This is a genomic window from Geopsychrobacter electrodiphilus DSM 16401 (assembly GCF_000384395.1).
Classification (GTDB): domain Bacteria; phylum Desulfobacterota; class Desulfuromonadia; order Desulfuromonadales; family Geopsychrobacteraceae; genus Geopsychrobacter; species Geopsychrobacter electrodiphilus.
This window is the reverse complement of sequence record NZ_ARWE01000001.1, coordinates 1956690-1976317: the sequence shown is the minus strand read 5'-3', so window position 1 is coordinate 1976317 and position 19628 is coordinate 1956690. Positions and strand designations below refer to the sequence as shown.

The following is a 19628-nucleotide window of genomic DNA, read 5'->3' as shown; positions in this document are numbered from 1 at the left end:
TTACAGGGATGAAGGGGATGCAAGGGATAGGTCTGGTGCCAAGCACAATGCGGATCACTGGTTTTGACCTATCCTGTTTATCCCATTTATCCTTGTGAATAGAAACTGGAAGGGGCTGCCTTTTACTCTTGACGATTTGTATCTGAGTTCATAACCCTTGGACGCGGAAAGAGCGGATAAATTCTGATCATATCTGATTAAACCTATGGCTCGGGTCAATGGCTAAATACCTTTATTTACAGGGATGAAGGGGATGCAAGGGATAGGTCTGGTGCCAAGCACAATGCGGATCACTGGTTTTGATCTATCCTGTTTATCCCTTTCATCCTTGTGAATAGAAAATGACTTTTGCTTTTGGTTTAAATCAGAATACTGGTTTTGTTTAAACCCTTAAGACCAGCTTTTCTCTGTGAACTCTGTGTCCTCGAGTGAGCTTGGCGAACGGGTGGTAAATGCTTCAAAGCTTTTCACCACAGAGGACACGGAGAACACAGAGAAGTGCAGGGCAGGGTGAAACGTGGAAAATTCGTTTAAATACTGGGGGTTTGTGTGTTGATCGTTGGACGTTTTTATTGTAGTCTGCCGGGGTTGTGTCATCTGATGATTGCTGGAGATAAACTTATATGAGATCAGTCGCTCACCAGAGGCCTATCTGGTTTTTTATTGTGTTTTTTCTGCTTGGGGGCTGCGCCTCTTATACCGATCTGCCGGCCGGGTCGGTTAAAAAGGTTTCCGCTTCTGCGGTGGTTGAGCGCCAGGCGGTCAGCGTTACGACTCCGGTGGAGTCAGTGGAGGAAGTACCCTCTCCCCAGTACCTGGTCGGGTCCGGCGATGTGCTCTATATCAATATTTCGGCGCGGCCCGAGCTTGGGAGCCCCATCGCTACCACCGGGTCGGTTGCGGGCAGCCGGATTGACGGTAACGGAAATATTCATCTGCCGCTTGTGGGTACGGTGCCGGTGGCCGGCCTGAGCGTGGAACAGATTCAACAGAGCCTGCGCCAGAAGTTCAGCACCTACCTGGTTGATCCCTGGGTGGTGGTGGAGGTCGCCGAATACAAGAGCCATCCCCTTTATCTGCTCGGGCAGTTCAAGACGGCCGGAACCTTTTATATGGATCGCCCGCTGACCCTGCTGCAGGGGCTGGCCCTGGGTGGTGGCCTGCAGGATACGGCGGATATGCGCAATGCGCGCCTGATCCGCCAGAACAAGACCCAACCGGTCGACATCTTAAGCCTGGTGCAGGATGGCGCCGCGCGGCAGAACGTCTGGTTGCACCCGGGTGATTCGATCTATGTTCCCGACGATAAAAACCTGAACGTCTTTGTCTTCGGCGCGGTGAAAAAGCCCGGTCCGGTCACCATGCCCAACGGTCGCCTGAGCCTGGGCCAGGCCCTGTCGAGTGCCGGCCTGGACGAGGTCGGGACCAACCTGAATCAGATCCGGATTATCCGTTCGCTGTCGGTTACGCGGGGCGAGCTGCTTGTCGTCGATCTCGAAAAGGTCATGCGCGGCGAGGCCCTGCCCTTTGCCCTGCAAGAGGGGGACATCGTTTACGCCCCGCGCGGTCGCATCGGCAACTGGAACCAGGCGATCGCGGAGCTGCTGCCGACCTTGCAGGGTGTCAGCGCGATTTTACAACCCTTCGTTCAGATTCGTTATCTTGAGGGGAAATAATAGGGGCTTTCACCCCTGATTGCATAGATGGTGTGCCGAGTTTGTATTGGATTAATGTCTTTGAGAGCTGAAGTCATTCAGCCGTTGGATGCTGATTTACATTTGGTTCGGGACTGGAGCCCTATTTAACAGGGATAAAGGGGATGCAAGGGATAGGTCTGGTACCAAGCAAAAAAGCAGATCGGAATTAGATCTATCCTGTTGATTTCTTTCATTCCTGCGAATAGGAAAAGGTTCAAGTGACTTGATTTACAAGGATAAAGGGGATGCAAGGGATAGGTCTGGTGCCAGGCAAAAAAGCAGGTTTTGGTTTTGATCTATCCTGTTGATTTCTTTCATTCCTGCGAATATGAAAAGGTTCAAGTGACTTGATTTCAAGGATATATGGGATGCAAGGGAGAGGGCAATTGCCAAACATAAAGCTGCTTTTGGTTTTTGATCTTTCCTGGTTTTTCTTTTGCTTCATATAAATAGAGAAAAGGAAGCCATGCAATTTGAAGCAGTGACAGCTACGATTCTTAGTGCCTGTTTTGAAGTCAGTAATGAACTCGGTATTGGGTTTCTGGAATCCGTTTATGAAAAAGCACTGCTGATTGCATTACGAGAAAAAGGCTTAGTCGCCGAGTCTCAAGCGCCCCTAACCGTGAAATTTCGCGGTAAAAATATTGGTGAATTTTTTGCTGACATTATCGTTGAGGGACGGGTACTCCTGGAGCTAAAGGCTGTTAAGTCTATAGCCCCTGAACATGCTGCCCAAATATTGAATTATCTTAAGGCAACAGGCATTGATGTTGGATTATTGATAAACTTCGGTTGTAGTAAACTGGAATATCGTCGATTTAATAATTATTTTGAATTGGTCAGTGCTGACTAAATTTACCGGGTTAAGTATACAGGGGATATGTCTGGCGCAAAGCCCAAAAGCAGATCTCTGATTTCGATGTGCCCTGTTTATCCCTTTAATCCTTGGGAATAGGAAAAGGTTTAAGTGCCTCGATTTACAGAGATAACGGGGATGCAGGGGATAGGGCAAGTGCAAAGCATACAAACTGGTTTTTTTGTCTTCGATGTATCCTGTCTATCCCTTTCATCCTTGTGAATAGGGAAAGGTTCAAGTGACTTGATTTACAAGGATAAAGGGCATGTAGGGGGATAGGTCTAGTACCAGGGAAAAAGCAGGTTTTTGGTTTTGATCTATCCTGTTCATCCCTTTCATCCTTGTGAATAGGAAAAGGTTCAAGTGACTTGATTTACAAGGATAAAGGGCATGTAGGGGGATAGGTCTAGTACCAGGGAAAAAGCAGGTTTTTGGTTTTGATCTATCCTGTTCATCCCCTTCATCCCTGTGAATAGAAAATGACGTTTGCTTTGGGTTTAGATCCAAGTGCTGATTTTGTTTAATCAGCATCCAAGTAGGTGTTTGGCATTATTGAAGTTCCATTTTATAACCGCTCTTTTTTGAGAGTCTGCATCTATAGCCATGACAAGGATCAACATGCACGCTAACCAGTCACAGCCAAACCCGCCATCCCCGCAGGAGCAGTTCGAAGAGGTGCATCTGCAGGATTATCTGCAGGTGATTTATCGCCGCCGGCGCGTGGTGCTGCTGGTCTTTGTGCTGGTGCTGGCGGCGGTTTCGGTGTTTACCTTTATGCAGACCCCGATCTATGAGACCAGCGCGACTCTGCATGTGCGGGACGAGAAGGTTAAGGGCGGCGCGATGCTCGGGGATCTGGGCTTAAGCCGCGATAACCCCATCGAGACCGAAATCGAGATTCTCAAGGCGCGCACCAATATCGAGCAGGTGGTCAAGCAGCTGCATCTCAACTGGCAGGTCGATAACAACAAGGCCGGGCTGTCATTTTCGATTCTGGAGTTCAGCTCACAGGCTGAAGAGCCGAGTTATCGGATAGTTTTGACCGGGACCGACAGTTTTCGCGTTGAAGACTCTGACGGGCATGAGGTTGCCACCGGGAAGTCGGGCACTCTGGTGCGCGCCCAGGGCTTCAGCCTGTTGCTGCAGGGGCTGAGCGGGCACAAGGGGGATCATTTCCGCTTGTGCCTGGCGGATTTTAATCGCACCGTGCAAAACGTGCGTCAAATCGTGCGCGCCAGCGAGGTGGGCAAGGGGACCAACATTATCCAGCTGTCATACCAGAGCGCCGATCCGCAACAGGCGCGGGATGTGGTGAATCGTCTGGCCCAGATCTATCTGGAGCGCTCCATTAACACCAAATCCGAAGAGGCGAGCAAGTCGGTCGATTTTATCGAGCAGCAGCTCGGCGAGGTGCGCACCTTTTTAGGCTCGGCCGAGCAGAAGCTCGAAGATTTCAAACGCGCCAACCAGGTGGTCAAGCTTGATAGCGAAGCGGAGTTGCTGGTCACGCGCCTGTCGGAGAGTGAAACCGAACGCAACACCCTGCAGCTGCAGCTGCGTCAGATCGACTTTGCTATTCGAGCGCTGAAAGATGCCCGCACCAAAGGCGAGGTCTACGCCCCTTCGGTGCTGCAAGCCAACGCGGTTGTTGCGTCGCTTACGCAGCGCCTGGCCGAACTCGAAGTTGAACGGCGCGGTCTGTTGACCGATGTGACCCAGGCCCATCCGCAGGTGCAGAAGATTCAGGGCGAGATGGCCGAGCTGCAGCGCAAGCTGCTGCAGACCTTCGAGGCGGCGAAGCAGGCCCTGGATGTACAGATCGACACCCTGCACAAGCAGATGCTCACCGGGGAAGCCAAGTTGCGGACCCTGCCGCACGCCGAGCAGGAGCTGGCGCGCTTGACCCGCCTGGCGACGGTCAATGCCGACATCTATGTGTTCCTGCTGCAGAAGCACCAGGAGGCGCGCATCGCCAAGGCCGCGACCATCAGCAATATTAATGTCATCGACCCGGCGATCACCCCGGAGCGGCCGATCAAGCCGAAAAAGCGCAAGAACCTGCTGCTCGGCTTTATCGTCGCGGGGATGCTGGGGGTCGGGCTGGCCTTCTTTCTGGAATATCTCGATGACAGTATCAATGACAGTGAGAGCGCCAAGCGCGTTCTGGGCCTGCCGATTCTGAGCACTATTCCGCATATCGAGCTGCGTGAAAAGCATGACAAGATCAAGAGTGAGGAGGGCCAGCGGATCCTGATCTCCCAGCTGGAGCCCCGCTCTCCGGCGGCTGAAGCCTTTCGCAGTTTGCGCACCAGTCTGCATTTCTCCGGGGTCAAAAAAGAACACCGGGTGATTCTGGTCGCGAGCACCTTCCCCAACGAGGGGAAGACCACCGTCTCGGCGAATCTGGCCCTGACCCTGGCGCAGACCGGCCAGAAGGTGCTGCTGATCGGCTGTGACCTGCGGAAACCGACCCTGCACACCATGTTCAATGTTGCGAAGACGCCAGGGTTGACGGAGATTTTGATCGGTGACTGTGCCGTAGCAGATGCCGTGCATAAGACCGGGTTTTTTGAGCTCGATTTTATCAACGCCGGCACCAAGCCGCCCAACCCGTCGGAGCTGCTCGGCTCGGAGGCCATGACCCGGTTAGTCCTGAAGCTGCAGGAGACCTATGACGCCATTGTGCTGGATGCTCCGCCGGTGCTGGCGGTGACCGATACGCCGGTGCTTTCGCGTCTGGCGGACCAGCTGGTGGTGGTGGTCGAGGTTGGCGGGGTGCAGATCAAGGCGGCGCAACGCAATATTGAAATTTTACGTTCGGTGGAGGCTCCCATCTCCGGCCTGGTGCTGAATGACAAGAGCGGTAAGGGCGCGGACTACTACAGCTACTACAGCTACTACGGTAAACGCTACGGTACGACCTATACCTACGGCAGCGATGACCATGGCTATGAGGACAAGAAGCCTAAAGGGCTGCTGAAAAGGTTACTGGGAAAAAAGTGAGCGAGGCAGCAAACGCAGGGAGCGAGTTGGGTAAGTCAGACTGGCACAGCCATCTGCTGCCGAACCTGGATGATGGTTCGGTGTCGCAGGAGGAATCGCTGGCCATGGCCAGACAGTTCATCGACAGCGGTTTTCGTGATATTTACTGTACCCCCCATTGCCTGCAGGGTCTCTACGCCAATAGCGCCACCGCGGTGCGTGAAGCCGTCGCAGCCCTTCAGGAGCTGCTGCATGCTGAAGGGCTGCCGCTGCGGCTGCATACGGGGATGGAATATTTTATAGATGAATTTTTCCCGTCCCAATGGCCGGAGATTCTGACCCTGGGCGAGACACCCTTCGTGCTGACCGAAACCTCGCCCCACGCCGACCCTGAGCAGGTAAAAGACGCTCTCTTCCAAATCCGCCAGCAGGGCTTCACCCCGCTGCTGGCCCACCCGGAACGTTACACCTACCTCTTCCCTGAGGCGAAGAAACCGGGCAGGCGCTGGTTTAAGCGCCGGGCGAGCTACCGCGCAGAGACTACCGGGTCAGGAGGCCTTCCCGCCGAGATAAACGATCTGCTCGACATGGGCTGCCGCTTTCAGGGAAACCTCGGCAGCTTCGCCGGCATTTATGGAACGGCTGTCCAGACCAACGCCCTGGCATTGCTGAACGCCGGCGCCTATACCTGCTTCGGTTCCGACGCCCACCGCGCTAAAAACCTCGACCAGATCCTCACCCTCGGGCTTGACCGTATCCGCCTGGTTCAGGCGCGTTGAAGTGAGATGGTTAAACGAAAACTGCCGCGCATCTTATCACCGCAAAGACGCAGAGAGCGCAAAGTTGAATCTGAGCTGATCCTTGTTCTTTGGTTTTAACCCTTAAGACTGGCTTTTCTCTGTGAACTCTGTGATCTCGAGTGAGCTTGTCGAACGGGTGGTAAAGGTTTGAACGCTTTTCACCACAGAGGACACGGAGAACACAGAGAGGGGCAGGGCAAGGACTTGGTTTTTGTCAAAGGCTAAACACGTTGATTTACAGGGATGAAGGGGATGCAAGGGATAGGGCAAGTGCCAAGTATAAAAGCAGATCTCTGATTTAGATCTATCCTGTTTATCCTTTTCATCCTTGTTGATATGAAAGGTTCAAACTCGCAGGGCTTCTGGCGAGATTGATTTTAACCTTTCGGGTTCCACTTTCGAATCTTGCTTACAGGTTCTGGTTGTAGTACTTTTAATCGTACCAGTTTTAGTACTGGTTAAAGCCGATGGAGGCTACGATGAAGAATATTGCTGCAAACGAATTAAAGGTCCGCGGGGTAGCCGCAATCGATCAGGCTCTAGGTGAAGATACCGAGGCGATCATCTCCGTCCGGGGGCTGGACCGTTATGTGGTGATGGATCTGGCATCTTACAACCGTCTGCGTGTTTGTGAACTGGATGCGGCGCTGTACCAGTGTCACCAGGAAATCGAAGCAGGCGAGGGGATCGAAGAGAGCGCAGAAAGACACCTGGAACGGATCCAGTCTGAAAAGCCATGAGCTATCGGATTATTTACACTCCGGGTTACAACAAAAGAGCAGCACAATTTCTGCGCAAACATCCCGATCTGGCGAGCCAGTATCTTAAAACGCTTCAGATTCTCGCGCTTAATCCGCACCATCCGTCTTTAAGGCTTCATCGCTTAAAGGGCCCTTTAAATGAGTTGCATTCTGTTTCGATCAATTTGAGTTATCGAATGACTCTTGAGCTGCAGATAAATGGTCAGGTCATCATTCCGGTCAATATCGGGAATCATGACGAGGTTTATTGAATTTTGGACAGCATGATTCCTGGGTAGCAATTTTGGTCTTTCAACGACTGGAGGCGCTGAAATTATCTCGCACCGGGTTGCTGCTCTGGATCTTCTTAACCGCGAAGACGCAAAGAGCGCAAAGTTGAGTCGGGGCTGACCATTGTTTTGGATTTAAACCGGAAAGGCCAGCTTTTCTCCGTGAGCTCTGTGATCTCGAGGGAGCGTGGCGAACGGGTGGTAAATGTTTGAAAGCTTTTCACAACAGAGGACACGGAGAACACAGAGAGGGGCAGGTTAAAGGCTAAACACCTTGATTTACAGGGATGAAGGGGATGCAAGGGATAGGTCTGGTGCCAGGCAAAAAGCAGGTTTTTGGTTTTGATCTATCCTGTTCATCCCCTTCATCCCTGTGAATAGAAAATGACGTTTGCTTTTGGTTTTAATCTGAATACCGGTTTTGTTTAAACCTTTAAAGCCTGATTCTCTCTGTGAACTCTGTGAACTCGAGTGAGCGTGGCGAACGGGTGGTAAAGGTTTGAAAGCTTTTCACCACAGAGGACACGGAGAACACAGAGGGGGGTAGGTTAAAGGCTAAACACCTTGATTTACAGGGATGAAGGGGATGCAAGGGATAGGTCTGGTGCCAAGCACAATGCAGGTTTTTGGTTTTGATCTATCCTGTTCATCCCCTTCATCCCTGTGAATAGAAAATGACGTTTGCTTTTGGTTTTAATCTGAATACCGGTTTTGTTTAAACCCTTAAGACCAGCTTTTCTCTGTGAACTCTGTGTCCTCGAGTGAGCTTGGCGAACGGGTGGTAAATGCTTTAAGGCTTTTCACCACAGAGGACACGGAGAACACAGAGAGGGGCAGGGCAAGGACTTGGTTTTTGTCAAAGGCTAAACACGTTGATTTACAGGGATGAAGGGGATGCAAGGGATAGGGCAAGTGCCAAGTATAAAAGCAGATCTCTGATTTAGATCTATCCTGTTTATCCTTTTCATCCTTGTTGATATGAAAGGTTCAAACTCGCAGGGCTTCTGGCGAGATTGATTTTAACCTTTCGGGTTCCACTTTCGAATCTTGCTTACAGGTTCTGGTTGTAGTACTTTTAATCGTACCTGTTTTAGTACTGATTAAAGTCGTTGGAGGCTACGATGAAGAATATTGCTGCAAACGAATTAAAGGTCCGCGGGGTAGCCGCAATCGATCAGGCTCTAGGTGAAGATACCGAGGCGATCATCTCCGTCCGGGGGCTGGACCGTTATGTGGTGATGGATCTGGCATCTTACAACCGTCTGCGTGTTTGTGAACTGGATGCGGCGCTGTACCAGTGTCACCAGGAAATCGAAGCAGGCGAGGGGATCGAAGAGAGCGCAGAAAAACACCTGGAACGGATCCAGTCTGAAAAGCCATGAGCTATCGGATTATTTACACTCCGGGTTACAACAAAAGAGCAGCACAATTTCTGCGCAAACATCCCGATCTGGCGAGCCAGTATCTTAAAACGCTTCAGATTCTCGCGCTTAATCCGCACCATCCTTCTTTAAGGCTTCATCGCTTAAAGGGCCCTTTAAATGAGTTGCATTCTGTTTCGATCAATTTGAGTTATCGAATGACTCTTGAGCTGCAGATCAAAGGTCAGGTCATCATTCCGGTCAATATCGGGAATCATGACGAGGTTTATTGAATTTTGGACAGCATGATTCCTGGGTAGCAATTTTGGTCTTTCAACGACTGGAGGCGCTGAAATTATCTCGCACTGGGTTGCTGCTCTGGATCTTCTTAACCGCGAAGACGCGAAGAGCGCAAAGTTGAGTCGGGGCTGACCATTGTTTTGGATTTAAACCGGAAAGGCCAGCTTTTCTCTGTGAACTCTGTGATCTCGAGTGAGCCTGGCGATCGGGTGGTTAATGCTTGAAAGCTTTTCACCACAGAGGACACGGAGAACACAGAGAGGGGCAGGTTAAAGGCTAAACACCTTGATTTACAGGGATGAAGGGGATGCAAGGGATAGGTCTGGTGCCAGGCAAAAAGCAGGTTTTTGGTTTTGATCTATCCTGTTCATCCCCTTCATCCCTGTGAATAGAAAATGACGTTTGCTTTTGGTTTTAATCTGAATACCGGTTTTGTTTAAACCTTTAAAGCCTGATTCTCTCTGTGAACTCTGTGATCTCTAGTGAGCGTGGCGAACGGGTGGTAAATGCTTGAAAGCTTTTCACCACAGAGGGCACGGAGCACACAGAGAGGGGCAGGGCAAAGACGTGTTTTTTGGTTTTAACCTTTTAACAGTCTTTTTTCTCTGCGTACTTTGCGCCTTGAGTGAGCGTATGCGAACGGGCGGTAACAAGGCTTTTCACCGCAAAGACGCGAAGAGCGCAAAGGTGAATCGGGGCTGATCCTTGTTTTTGGTTTAAACCATAAAGACCAGTTTTGCTCTGTGAACTCTGTGATCTCTAGTGAGCATGGCGAACGGGTGGTAAAGGTTTGAAAGCTTTTCACCACAGAGGACACGGAGAACACAGAGGGGGGTAGGTTAAAGGCTAAACACCTTGATTTACAGGGATGAAGGGGATGCAAGGGATAGGTCTGGTGCCAAGCACAATGCAGGTTTTTGGTTTTGATCTATCCTGTTCATCCCCTTCATCCCTGTGAATAGAAAATGACGTTTGCTTTTGGTTTTAATCTGAATACCGGTTTTGTTTAAACCCTTAAGACCTGCTTTTCTCCGTGAGCTCTGTGATCTCGAGTGAGCGTGGCGAACGGGTGTAAATGCTTGAAAGCTTTTCACCACAGAGGACACGGAGAACACAGAGAGGGGCAGGGCTAAGACTTGGTTCTTGCCAAGGGCTAAACACCTTGATTTACAGGGATGAAGGGGATGCAGGGGATAGTTCTGGTGCAAGAGATAAAAGCGGTTTTTTTGTTTTCGATCTATCCTGTTTATCCCTTTCATCCTTGTGAATAGAAACTGGAAGGGGCTGCCTTTTACGCTTGACGGTTTGTATCTGGGTTCATAACCTTTGGGACGCGGAAAGAGCGGATAAATTCTGATCCGATCTGATTAAACCCAGGTTTGGGGTAGATCTTAATATCAGACTGGATCAGACGTTATCAGATTTGATCTGCGTCCAATGGTTTTTCAAAGATTTATGGTCATAGGCTGAATGGGACGCTGATTTACGCTGAAAGGGCATTTTTTAATCTACAGCAAAGGCAATTTTAACAGGGATAGGCAGGATGAGGACCATGGCAGAATCAAAAGCTTGATTTTATTTTAGAAGTTATCCTGTACCTCCTGCATATCCCTGTAAATAATAAAGTTTTGGACAATTGCATAGGGGGTCGGCCTTTACACTAATATCTGTTGCATTATGATCAAGCTTTATGGTCAAGCTTTACGCTTGCACGGTACCCGTGTAAGCGTTAAAATATTTTCGGAGGGTTAATATTATGATTTCGTCTTTTGGCGACAAGCTTACGGAGGCGTTGTATCACGGCACCTCAAACAAGGAGCTTCGGCGCTTGCCCCCGGAGATCGTCAAAAGAGCCCGCAACAAGCTTGATATGATCAATGGTGCGGACGATGTGTTGGACTTGCGTTCCCCTCCGGGCAATCGATTGGAGTTATTGCGGGGCGATCTTGCCGGGATGTTCAGTATCCGTATCAACGATCAGTGGCGAATACTGCTCCGATGGCAAGGCGGCAACGCCTATGAAGTTCGGTTCACAGACTATCACTAATGTAACAAGGAGAAATCTCATGATCCCCACTCATCGCATTCCGACCCACCCTGGTAGAATCCTCAAAGAGGAATTTCTCGATGAACTCAGCATCAGCCAGGTTGCATTTGCTGCACACATTAAAGTCCCTGTGCAGCGTGTCAACGAAATCGTGCGTGGCAAGCGAGGCATCACTTCGGAAACAGCCTGGCTTCTGGCCCAAGCCCTCGACACAACTCCCGAGTTTTGGCTTAACCTTCAGGCAACATACGATCTGGCTTTAAGTCGACCAGAAAAATCCATTATGAAGCTTAGCATGGTGAGTTGATCCCCTTAAGGCGAGCTGAGTCCTTCTCCTTTAACAAAATAATCGGTCGTCACAAGAAGTTTTCGATGCGGCTTCAGGTGGTGCATTTGCAATTTGAACCTACCCCTGATGGGATGCTGATTTACGCTGAAAGGGGCATGATTTTGGGCTTGCATAAATCTTGTTTATCGCAAAGGCGCAAAGAGCGCAAAGGGTTGAACCCGGCACCATCTTTTTTTTGAGTTTTGAAACCATAGAACCCGGATCCTCTTGGCGTGCTTTGCGCCTTGAGTGAGCGTGGCGAACGGGTGGTAAATGCTTTAAAGCTTTTCACCACAGAGGACACGGAGAACACAGAGAGGGGCAGGGCAAGAACTTGGTTTTTGTCAAGGGCTAAACACCTTGATTTACAGGGATGAAGGGGATGCAGGGGATAGTTCTGGTGCAAGAGCTAGCGTTTTTTTTGGTTTTCGATCTATCCTGTTTATCCCTTTTATCCTTGTGAATAGAAACTGGAAGGGGCTGCCTTTTACTCTTGACGGTTTGTATCTGAGTTCATAACCTTTGGGACGCGGAAAGAGCGGATAAATTCTGATCATATCTGATTAAACCCATGTCTTGGGGTAGATCTTAATATCAGACTGGATCAGACGTTATCAGATTGTATCTGCGTCCAAGGGTTTTTTAAGATTTTTGGTCATAGGCTGAATAGGACGCTGATTTACGCTTACTCTTGATTGAGGTCTGTGGTTAATCAGGATATGTTGTTGCTTGTAGCGGCTGCGGTTCATTCCGCTGCGGGTTGATCTGCTTGAACATAAAGGTTGTTGAGATGAAAACAATATTGGTGACCGGCGGTGCCGGTTTTATTGCGGCGCGCTGTGCGGAGATGTTGCTGGCCCAGGGCGAACGGGTCGTGGTGGTTGACAATCTGAACAGCTATTACGATCTGCGGCTGAAATGCTACCGGCTGAGAGAGCTGGCGCGTGCCGCCGGGGCCGAGGCCGAATTTTTAGCCCGTTTTGATCTGCATAAAGGGGACGCAGGGACCTTTGTCGGGCCGCTCAATTTTTGTGTCGGTCAGCTTGAATTCGTGCAGCTCGATATTGAAGACAAGCCGGCATTGGAGGCGCTCTTTTCGCGCTGTCAATTCGACGCGGTGGTCAACCTGGCGGCCCGCGCCGGGGTGCGTTACAGCATGCTCGACCCCCAGGTCTACATGACTACCAACGCCATGGGCACCCTGAACCTGCTTGATTGCATGCGTGATCACAAGTGCAAAAAAATGGTCCTCGCCAGTACCTCGTCGCTCTACGCCGGGCAGGAGATGCCCTTCAGCGAGGAGCTGGCGGTGAACACCCCGATCTCTCCCTATGCCGCGAGCAAAAAAGCCGCCGAGGTCATGGCTTACAGTTATCACTATCTTTATGCGCTGGATATCTCGGTGGTGCGCTACTTTACGGTTTATGGCCCCTGCGGTCGCCCGGATATGTCGATCTTCCGTTTTATCAAGTGGATCGATGAGGGGACCCCGATCGAGCTGTTCGGTGACGGCAGCCAGAGCCGTGATTTTACCTATGTGGACGATATCGCGCGCGGCACCCTGGCGGCGCTGCGCGAGGTCGGCTATGAGATCATCAATCTGGGTGGCGGGAACAACCCGATCTCCATCAACGAGGTGATCCGCTTTATTGAACAGACCCTCGGCAAAAAAGCCTTGATCGCGCACAAACCCTTTCATATCGCCGACATCAAGGAGACCTGGGCCGATATCGCCAAGGCCGACCGACTGCTTGACTGGCAGCCGCAGGTCGCGCCCTATGATGGTTTCAAGCGCTCTGTCGACTGGTACCTGGAGAACAGGGACTGGTTGGCTGCGGTCCAACTTTGATGGCGTCGCAAAAACTCGTCAACTGCGGTGTTGCTGCAATCGGCTCACTGCTTCGACGTACCTGGGTACGCCTCATTGTTCGGCAGCCTCCAAGCCATCCAATTTGATTCTTTTTGCTAATTCGTTAACTTTAATTTTTTTGTGCTACGCAATCCCCTCTCCCTGAGGGAGAAGGTTCGAAGTTTGCGGGGGCTCAGTTGAATCTTACGATCCGGCAGAAATCTGCAACCTTCAAACTAGCGCCGCCGACCAGGGCGCCGTCAATATCTGTCTGTGCCATAAGCCCGTCGACATTGTCAGGCTTGACGCTGCCGCCGTAGAGGATCCGGCAGGCCTCGGCGGTCTCCTGGTTGAACAGACCCGCAACCAATCCACGGATAAAGGAATGGGCTTCCTGGGCCTGTTCATCGCTGGCGGTCTGGCCGGTACCGATGGCCCAGACCGGTTCGTAGGCGATAACCAGGTCCAACATCTGTTGGGCGCTCAACCCGGCCAGTCCCCCTTTGATCTGGCGCGCCAGGACATCGAGGGCCTGATCCGCTTGACGTTCTTCGAGGGTCTCGCCGACGCAGAGGATGGCGGTCATGCTGGTCGCGAGGGTCTTTTTGACCTTCAGATTAATCAGCTGATCACTCTCCCCCAACAGCTGCCGGCGTTCCGAGTGCCCGATGATCACCGCGCTGCAGCCAGCATCCTTGAGCATCAGGGGGGACAATTCACCGGTGAAGGCGCCCGTCTCCTGCGGATAACAGTTTTGTCCCGCCAGACGGAGCGGAGAGCCGGTCAACCTGGCCGAGACGCGACTCAAGGCGGTAAAGACCGGGGCGATGATTATTTCAACGTCGCTGACGTCGGCCAGCGCCGTCACCAGTTCGGAGGCGAAACTTTCGGCTTCGGCGATGGTCTTGTTAAGCTTCCAGTTACCGGCAATGATGGGTGTACGCATGAGAACCTCCGTGAAGGGTGAAGAGTGAGGGGTGAGGAGTGAAGTGTAAAAGCTTTTCTCGCCTCACCCTTCACACCTCACACCTCACATTTTTACCTGTCGGTTAACGCAACAACGCCGGGCAGCTCTTTCCCTTCGAGGAATTCGAGGGAGGCCCCACCGCCGGTTGAGATGTGGGTCATTTCAGCGTCCAGGCCGGCCTTGTTTACCGCTGCCACCGAATCACCGCCGCCGATGATCGACAGGCAGTCTGACGCTGCCAGGGCTTCGGCGATGGCGAAGGTGCCTCTGGCGAAGGCGTCAAATTCGAAAACCCCCATCGGCCCGTTCCAGACGACGGTTTTGGCGCTGGCGATCTTTTGCCGGTAGAGCTTGATGGTCTGCGGACCGATATCGAGGGCCATGCGGTCTGCAGGGAAATCCGTATTTCCGCAGGTCTGCGCGCTGCTGTCCGCTTTGAATTCAGCGGCGACAATATGATCCTGGGGCAACAGGAATTCGACTCCCCTGGATTCGGCTTGGGCGAGCAGCTTTTTTGCCAGTTCCACCCGATCTGCCTCGAGCAGCGAGGTGCCGGTGGCGATCCCCTGAGCCTTCAAGAAGGTGTAGGCCATGCCGCCGCCGATGAGAATGCTGTCGACCTTTTCCAGCAGCTGCTCGATCACCAGGATCTTGTCACTGACCTTGGCGCCCCCGATGATCGCCACAAAGGGTCGCTCCGGGTTGGCCAGGGCTTCGCCCAGGTATTTCAGCTCTTTCTCCATCAGGAAACCCGCGACGGCAGGTTTCAGCAGCCGCGCCACCCCTTCGGTCGAAGCATGGGCGCGATGAGCGGTGCCGAAGGCATCATTGACATACAGATCGGCGAGGGCGGCGAGCTCGGCGGCGAACTGCGGATCGTTGTCGGTTTCACCGGGGTAAAAGCGAACATTTTCGAGGAGGATGACCTCGCCGTCGGCCAGCTGTGCGATCTGAGCCTTGACCTGGTCGCCGATGCAGTCGCTGGCCATCCTGACCGGTTTTCCGAGCAGGCCCTGCAGATGAGTGGCCGCCGGTGCCAGGCTATAGGCCGGGTCGACTTTCCCTTTGGGGCGACCCAGGTGGGAGGCCAGGATCAGCCGCGCACCCTGTTCGAGCAGATAGCGGATGGTCGGCAGCGCCGCGCGTATACGGGTGTCGTCGGTAATATTGCGCTGTTCATCCAGGGGGACATTAAAATCCACCCGGCAGAAGACGCGCTGACCGCTGACGTCGATATCGGTGATGCTCATTTTATTAAACAAGGGATCCTCCTGAATAAAAGACGCATACTATTTAAAATGATGAAAAGCCGACCGCTTGAGGGTCGGCTTTTTGTTGAGCAAAAAATCCGCCAGGCTTAATTTTCGCGTGCAGCGATATAGGCGACCATGTCATTCACCCGGTTCGAATAACCCCACTCATTGTCGTACCAGGCGAGAACCTTGACCATGTGACCGTCAATCACCGTGGTGAATGAGGCATCATAGGTTGATGAGGCTGCGCAGCCATTAAAGTCGCGCGAGACCAGCGGCAGATCGCAGTATTCAAGAATCCCCTTCAGGTTTCCTTCAGCGGCGGTTTTCATGGCGGCATTGACACTTTCTACGCTGGCTTCGCGTTCGGTGTTGATCACCAGATCGATCAGAGAAACATTCGGGGTCGGCACCCGCACCGCCATGCCGAACAGCTTCCCCTGGAGCTGCGGCAGCACCAGGCCAACCGCCTGCGCGGCGCCGGTGGTGGTGGGTATCATCGACATCGCCGCGGCACGGCCGCGCCGCAGGTCAGAGTGGGGGAGGTCGAGGATTTTCTGATCGTTGGTGTAGGAGTGAACCGTGGTCATCATGCCGCGCTGGATGCCGAATTCGTCATCCAGAACCTTGGCGATGGGAGCCAGGCAATTGGTGGTGCAGGATGCGTTGGAAATAATGAAGTGTTTGCTCGGATCATAGAGGTGTTCGTTGATCCCCATGCAGAAGGTGCCATCAATATCCCCTTTGCCCGGAGCACTGATCAGGACCCGGCGGGCACCTGCTTCAAGGTGTTTGGCGGCGGCGCTGCGTTTGGTGAAATGACCGGTCGATTCGACCACGACATTTATGTTGTACTCTTTCCACGGAAGTTTGGCCGGGTCCGGCTCAGAATAAATCCGGATGCGCTTGCCGTTGACGATCAGATCTCCCTTGTCCACACTGACTTCGCCGGCAAAAGTTCCATGCACCGAGTCATATTTAAACAGATGGGCCAGGGTTTCAGCATCAGTCAAGTCATTAATCGCAACAACCTCTAAGGCGTCATTCTGGGTTGTGATCCGCAGCAGATTTCGACCGATTCTGCCGAAGCCGTTGATGGCAATTTTTTGAGCCATAAATGTGACCTGTTCCCTTCAGATTTGGTGGTTAGCAGACATCTCGTTTACGTTTGAGGTTAAGTCGTCCCGGGGTTTCTTAAGCTGAAGATTATACAAATTTTGCTAAATTGCAAACCCCTGGCTTGGTTGTACAGTCGATATTGTCGTCGCCCTGGCCGCGTCACCCCGAAAACTTGAGGGCGCGTCATAAAGTCCCCCGGGCTCGTTCTTCGTTACAGGCGCGGCAAAAAAAATCTGCGTCAATGGGAGAGAGTAAAAAAGCTGAATTTGTAGTTCAGTGACAAGCCTATGACTTTGGCCCGGAACGCACCCCTGGGCGCGGCCATGTAACCATAGCTGCCCATGACACTGCAGGCCTTCGAAAGCTTATAGTCCAGGCCGGCATTAGCCTGCCACACCAGCCCTCCGGCGACATCGAGCCCGCCGCCACCAGCGGCCCCCATCAGGCCTTCAACCTCCAGAGAGAGAGGACTGTTAAACAGCGGGTGTGTCGCCCCGATCCCGACCAGGCCGGTCATATAGCCGCCGGCCTGTCCCTGGTAGGCCGCGATCCCCTGGCCGGTTAAATAGAAGTACTTATTTAAAAAGCTGTCCAGCTGGAACCCGAGCAGGTTCACATTCTCATCGGCGTTACGTTTGCGCCAGTCGCTGGCGGCCTTAATGTAGCTCTGGTGGACCAGGCGGATCCGCATATTTTGCGGGCTGAACCGCGAAAGAGAAGAGAGCAGGGTTTTGTCCCCCTCGACGCCCGGGGTTCTGAAGCGGTAGCCCAGCTTGCCTGACAGGCTGGTGGCTTTGAACTCGCCATCGGGCGCGAAAACATAACCAGCCGAGACTTCAGAAAACCAGCTCCGCCACAGATCCTGCTGCAGAGCCAGTGAGGCGTCGAGCAGCAGACCGCCGCCGGTAGCTACACCGCCGCCACCGGCGTAACCGGCGGTGGTGGAAAGTTTTAATGCGGTGCTGGCGGTTATCGGCAGGCGGGCACCGGCGCCAAGCTGCAACTGCATGTAGCCGTTACTTTCACCCCCCATGGCACCGGCAGATCCGAGCTTGAGAAACAGGTTGTCATTGAGGTAGCGATCCCATTCAACCCCCATCAAATTGAGCCTCTGGTGCTGCAGGTTGCCATTATCCTTGTGCACATCCGACGGGATGTCATAGACCTGGTAAACGACGGCGAATTCCTGGTTGACGATTGTGACTGCGTCATCGGCCCGGGATGGTTGCGGAGGTTCAGAGAACCAGCCGGTTGAGAACAGGGTGGTAAAGGGGTAGGCATAGGAGAGATAGGGCTGCAGGCTTTCGATATGCCCGTTTGGAAAATCAACATAACTCAGGCCCGCACCCAGGCTGCCAAACTTTCGGGTGTTATATTGCCCACCCAGATGATAGCGCAGCATCAGCCCGCCACCTTGCAGGGCGTTGCCGCCACGACCTCCGCCCGCGCCGATAAACATCCCGGCGTTAACCTCAGTGCTGCCGGGAAGCTGCTTTTGTAGCTCAGCCGCCAGACCGAGGGTTATAAATCCGCCGCGGTTGCCCGTGAGCGCGCCGTAGCTGCTGCCGCCCAGAGACAGCGAATCTGTGGTTTTAAATAAAAAAGAGCCCCCCAGCAGGCCCATCTTTTCGCCGCCGGGGAGAGAGAGTGTTTCAAATGTGGTCTTCAGGCGCGCGGGGGTAGTCGGGATAAAGGCGTCATCCTGGGCAAGCGCAGGTTGTGAAACGAGGAGCAGGCAGCAGATCAAAAGGCAGTAAAATCTGGTCATGGCTATTTTGCCTTTACTAAAATAAACGTCTTCAGGGAAGGGCCGAGATCAAGAGCGGCCAGCCTTTAATTGATGGTTGATGCGGTTTAGTCGTTGCTGATTAAAATAAGGGCCACTTTAACATGAAATGATCGGGGATTGCGATTCGTTGTTTTACCCGGTGTGAGTCCTTTGACAACCTGTCTGCCGGTGACCGGGTGCCGGCCTCTTTCAGGCCGATGAACACCCTGTTATATCTATCTATAAGCCCCGCATTTTAGATGTTCAGACGCCTGACAACGGCCCACTAATTTCCCCTTTTCTGCTTGCCCTGATCCGAGTTTTCGGGTATAAGCTCAGGCCTGTACGGGGAAGAAGGGGCGATAGATTTCTTGCGGGTTTGTCTGCTAGCCAGTGGAAGTCGTGGCAACGCGACTCTGATCGAATCGGACGGCTGTCATTTATTGATTGATGCCGGCCTTTCTGCACGTGAAATCGATCGTCGCCTGCGCGAAATTGGCCTTAGCGCCGATGATCTCGATGCCCTGTTAGTTACCCATGAACATCATGACCATGTCAGTGGTATCGGGCCTCTGGCCCGACGCCACAAAATTCCTGTCTACATCGTTCCAGAAACTGCCGCTGCAATATCTCGACTCGGGTCGATTGCCGATATCCGCTATATTACCGCCGGTCAACGCTTTACCCATGCCGGTCTTGAAATCTCCAGCTTTTCGACCACGCACGATGCGGTTGACCCGATCGGTTTTACCATTGATTCCCGTGAGGGACGTATCGGTTACGCTACGGACCTGGGTCTTTCGACCCGGCTTGTCGTCGATCGCCTTGAAGGCTCGCGAATCCTGGTGCTGGAGAGCAATCATGATGAACAGATGCTGCTGGATGGCCCCTATCCCTGGCACCTGAAACAACGGATTCAGGGGCGCCACGGCCACCTGTCGAATCGTTCAGCGGCTGAGCTCCTGCAGCGACTCGCCTGGGACGGGCTTGAAGCCGTGTTCCTGGCCCACTTAAGTGAAGAGAATAACCATCCCGAACTGGCACAGCAGGAGATTGCAAGGATGTTCGCGACCTGTCCGGGGTGTACACCGCAGATATTCCTTGGTCAGCAGGCGAGCATCAGTCACAGTTTTTGTGCCAGAGGCCCTGAATCTGGCAGTGAGGAGTCGACGGATGTGTGTTGATATGGTTTTAGAAGGGTTTTTGGCGACAATTAAAGATGAGTGAGGGGTGAGGAGTGAGGAGTGAAGAGTATAATGCTTTATAATCAC

The 19628-nt window shown here is 52.6% G+C and carries 16 protein-coding genes; 12 read left to right on the top strand and 4 right to left on the bottom strand.

The genetic code is table 11. The features are described 5' to 3' along the window. The first annotated feature begins 623 nt into the window (after positions 1 to 623). The 11 genes from D888_RS0109420 (at position 624) to D888_RS0109360 (ending at position 13250) form a co-directional block, all read left to right on the top strand. A complete protein-coding gene (locus tag D888_RS0109420) occupies positions 624 to 1676 on the top strand; it encodes a polysaccharide biosynthesis/export family protein (RefSeq protein ID WP_020676301.1) in 1053 nt (350 codons plus the stop codon). Between the two features lie 487 nt (positions 1677 to 2163). Further along, positions 2164 to 2550, top strand: coding sequence for a GxxExxY protein (locus D888_RS0109415; RefSeq protein WP_020676300.1), 387 nt, complete (start codon positions 2164 to 2166; stop codon positions 2548 to 2550). A 621-nt stretch (positions 2551 to 3171) separates the two neighbouring features. Next, positions 3172 to 5556: a GumC family protein gene (locus tag D888_RS0109410; RefSeq protein WP_020676299.1), complete on the top strand. Its 2385-nt coding sequence runs from the start codon at positions 3172 to 3174 to the stop codon at positions 5554 to 5556. A 26-nt stretch (positions 5557 to 5582) separates the two neighbouring features. Then, positions 5583 to 6314: a tyrosine-protein phosphatase gene (locus D888_RS21220; protein ID WP_020676298.1), complete on the top strand. Its 732-nt coding sequence runs from the start codon at positions 5583 to 5585 to the stop codon at positions 6312 to 6314. Positions 6315 to 6814: 500 nt separating this feature from the next. Next, positions 6815 to 7075, top strand: coding sequence for a hypothetical protein (locus D888_RS0109400; RefSeq protein ID WP_020676297.1), 261 nt, complete (start codon positions 6815 to 6817; stop codon positions 7073 to 7075). Continuing rightward, the gene (locus tag D888_RS0109395) at positions 7072 to 7347 is read left to right on the top strand and encodes a type II toxin-antitoxin system RelE/ParE family toxin (protein ID WP_020676296.1); all 276 of its coding nucleotides are present in this window, start codon (positions 7072 to 7074) and stop codon (positions 7345 to 7347) included. Before D888_RS0109400 ends, D888_RS0109395 begins: the two co-directional genes overlap by 4 nt. Positions 7348 to 8486: 1139 nt before the next feature. Then, positions 8487 to 8747 carry a hypothetical protein gene (locus tag D888_RS0109390; protein WP_020676295.1) on the top strand — a complete coding sequence of 87 codons (261 nt, stop codon included), beginning with the start codon at positions 8487 to 8489 and terminating at the stop codon, positions 8745 to 8747. Then, the gene (locus tag D888_RS0109385) at positions 8744 to 9019 is read left to right on the top strand and encodes a type II toxin-antitoxin system RelE/ParE family toxin (protein WP_020676294.1); all 276 of its coding nucleotides are present in this window, start codon (positions 8744 to 8746) and stop codon (positions 9017 to 9019) included. The genes D888_RS0109390 and D888_RS0109385 overlap by 4 nt, the downstream gene beginning before the upstream one ends. Before the next feature lie 1763 nt (positions 9020 to 10782). Further along, positions 10783 to 11073: a type II toxin-antitoxin system RelE/ParE family toxin gene (locus D888_RS0109375; RefSeq protein WP_020676293.1), complete on the top strand. Its 291-nt coding sequence runs from the start codon at positions 10783 to 10785 to the stop codon at positions 11071 to 11073. Between the two features lie 19 nt (positions 11074 to 11092). Continuing rightward, on the top strand, positions 11093 to 11380 hold the full coding sequence (locus D888_RS0109370) for a HigA family addiction module antitoxin (RefSeq protein WP_020676292.1): 288 nt from the start codon (positions 11093 to 11095) through the stop codon (positions 11378 to 11380). 811 nt (positions 11381 to 12191) lie between these two features. Beyond that, complete coding sequence (locus D888_RS0109360) at positions 12192 to 13250, top strand: NAD-dependent epimerase/dehydratase family protein (protein ID WP_020676290.1); 1059 nt, start codon at positions 12192 to 12194, stop codon at positions 13248 to 13250. Between the two features lie 193 nt (positions 13251 to 13443). On the opposite strand, the gene tpiA is transcribed toward D888_RS0109360, so the two are convergent. From tpiA to D888_RS0109340, 4 genes are all read right to left on the bottom strand, one after another. Continuing rightward, a complete protein-coding gene (tpiA, locus tag D888_RS0109355; protein WP_020676289.1) occupies positions 13444 to 14196 on the bottom strand; it encodes a triose-phosphate isomerase in 753 nt (250 codons plus the stop codon). A gap of 92 nt (positions 14197 to 14288) precedes the next feature. Next, positions 14289 to 15479: a phosphoglycerate kinase gene (locus D888_RS0109350; RefSeq protein WP_020676288.1), complete on the bottom strand. Its 1191-nt coding sequence runs from the start codon at positions 15477 to 15479 to the stop codon at positions 14289 to 14291. A 95-nt stretch (positions 15480 to 15574) separates the two neighbouring features. Beyond that, positions 15575 to 16585: a type I glyceraldehyde-3-phosphate dehydrogenase gene (gap, locus tag D888_RS0109345; RefSeq protein ID WP_020676287.1), complete on the bottom strand. Its 1011-nt coding sequence runs from the start codon at positions 16583 to 16585 to the stop codon at positions 15575 to 15577. Between the two features lie 242 nt (positions 16586 to 16827). Further along, complete coding sequence (locus D888_RS0109340; RefSeq protein ID WP_020676286.1) at positions 16828 to 18357, bottom strand: hypothetical protein; 1530 nt, start codon at positions 18355 to 18357, stop codon at positions 16828 to 16830. A gap of 371 nt (positions 18358 to 18728) precedes the next feature. Between D888_RS0109340 and D888_RS0109335 the strand changes: the two genes are divergently transcribed. Beyond that, entirely contained in the window at positions 18729 to 19541 is an 813-nt protein-coding gene (locus D888_RS0109335) for an MBL fold metallo-hydrolase (RefSeq protein WP_020676285.1), read from the top strand. The last annotated feature ends 87 nt before the right edge of the window (positions 19542 to 19628 follow it).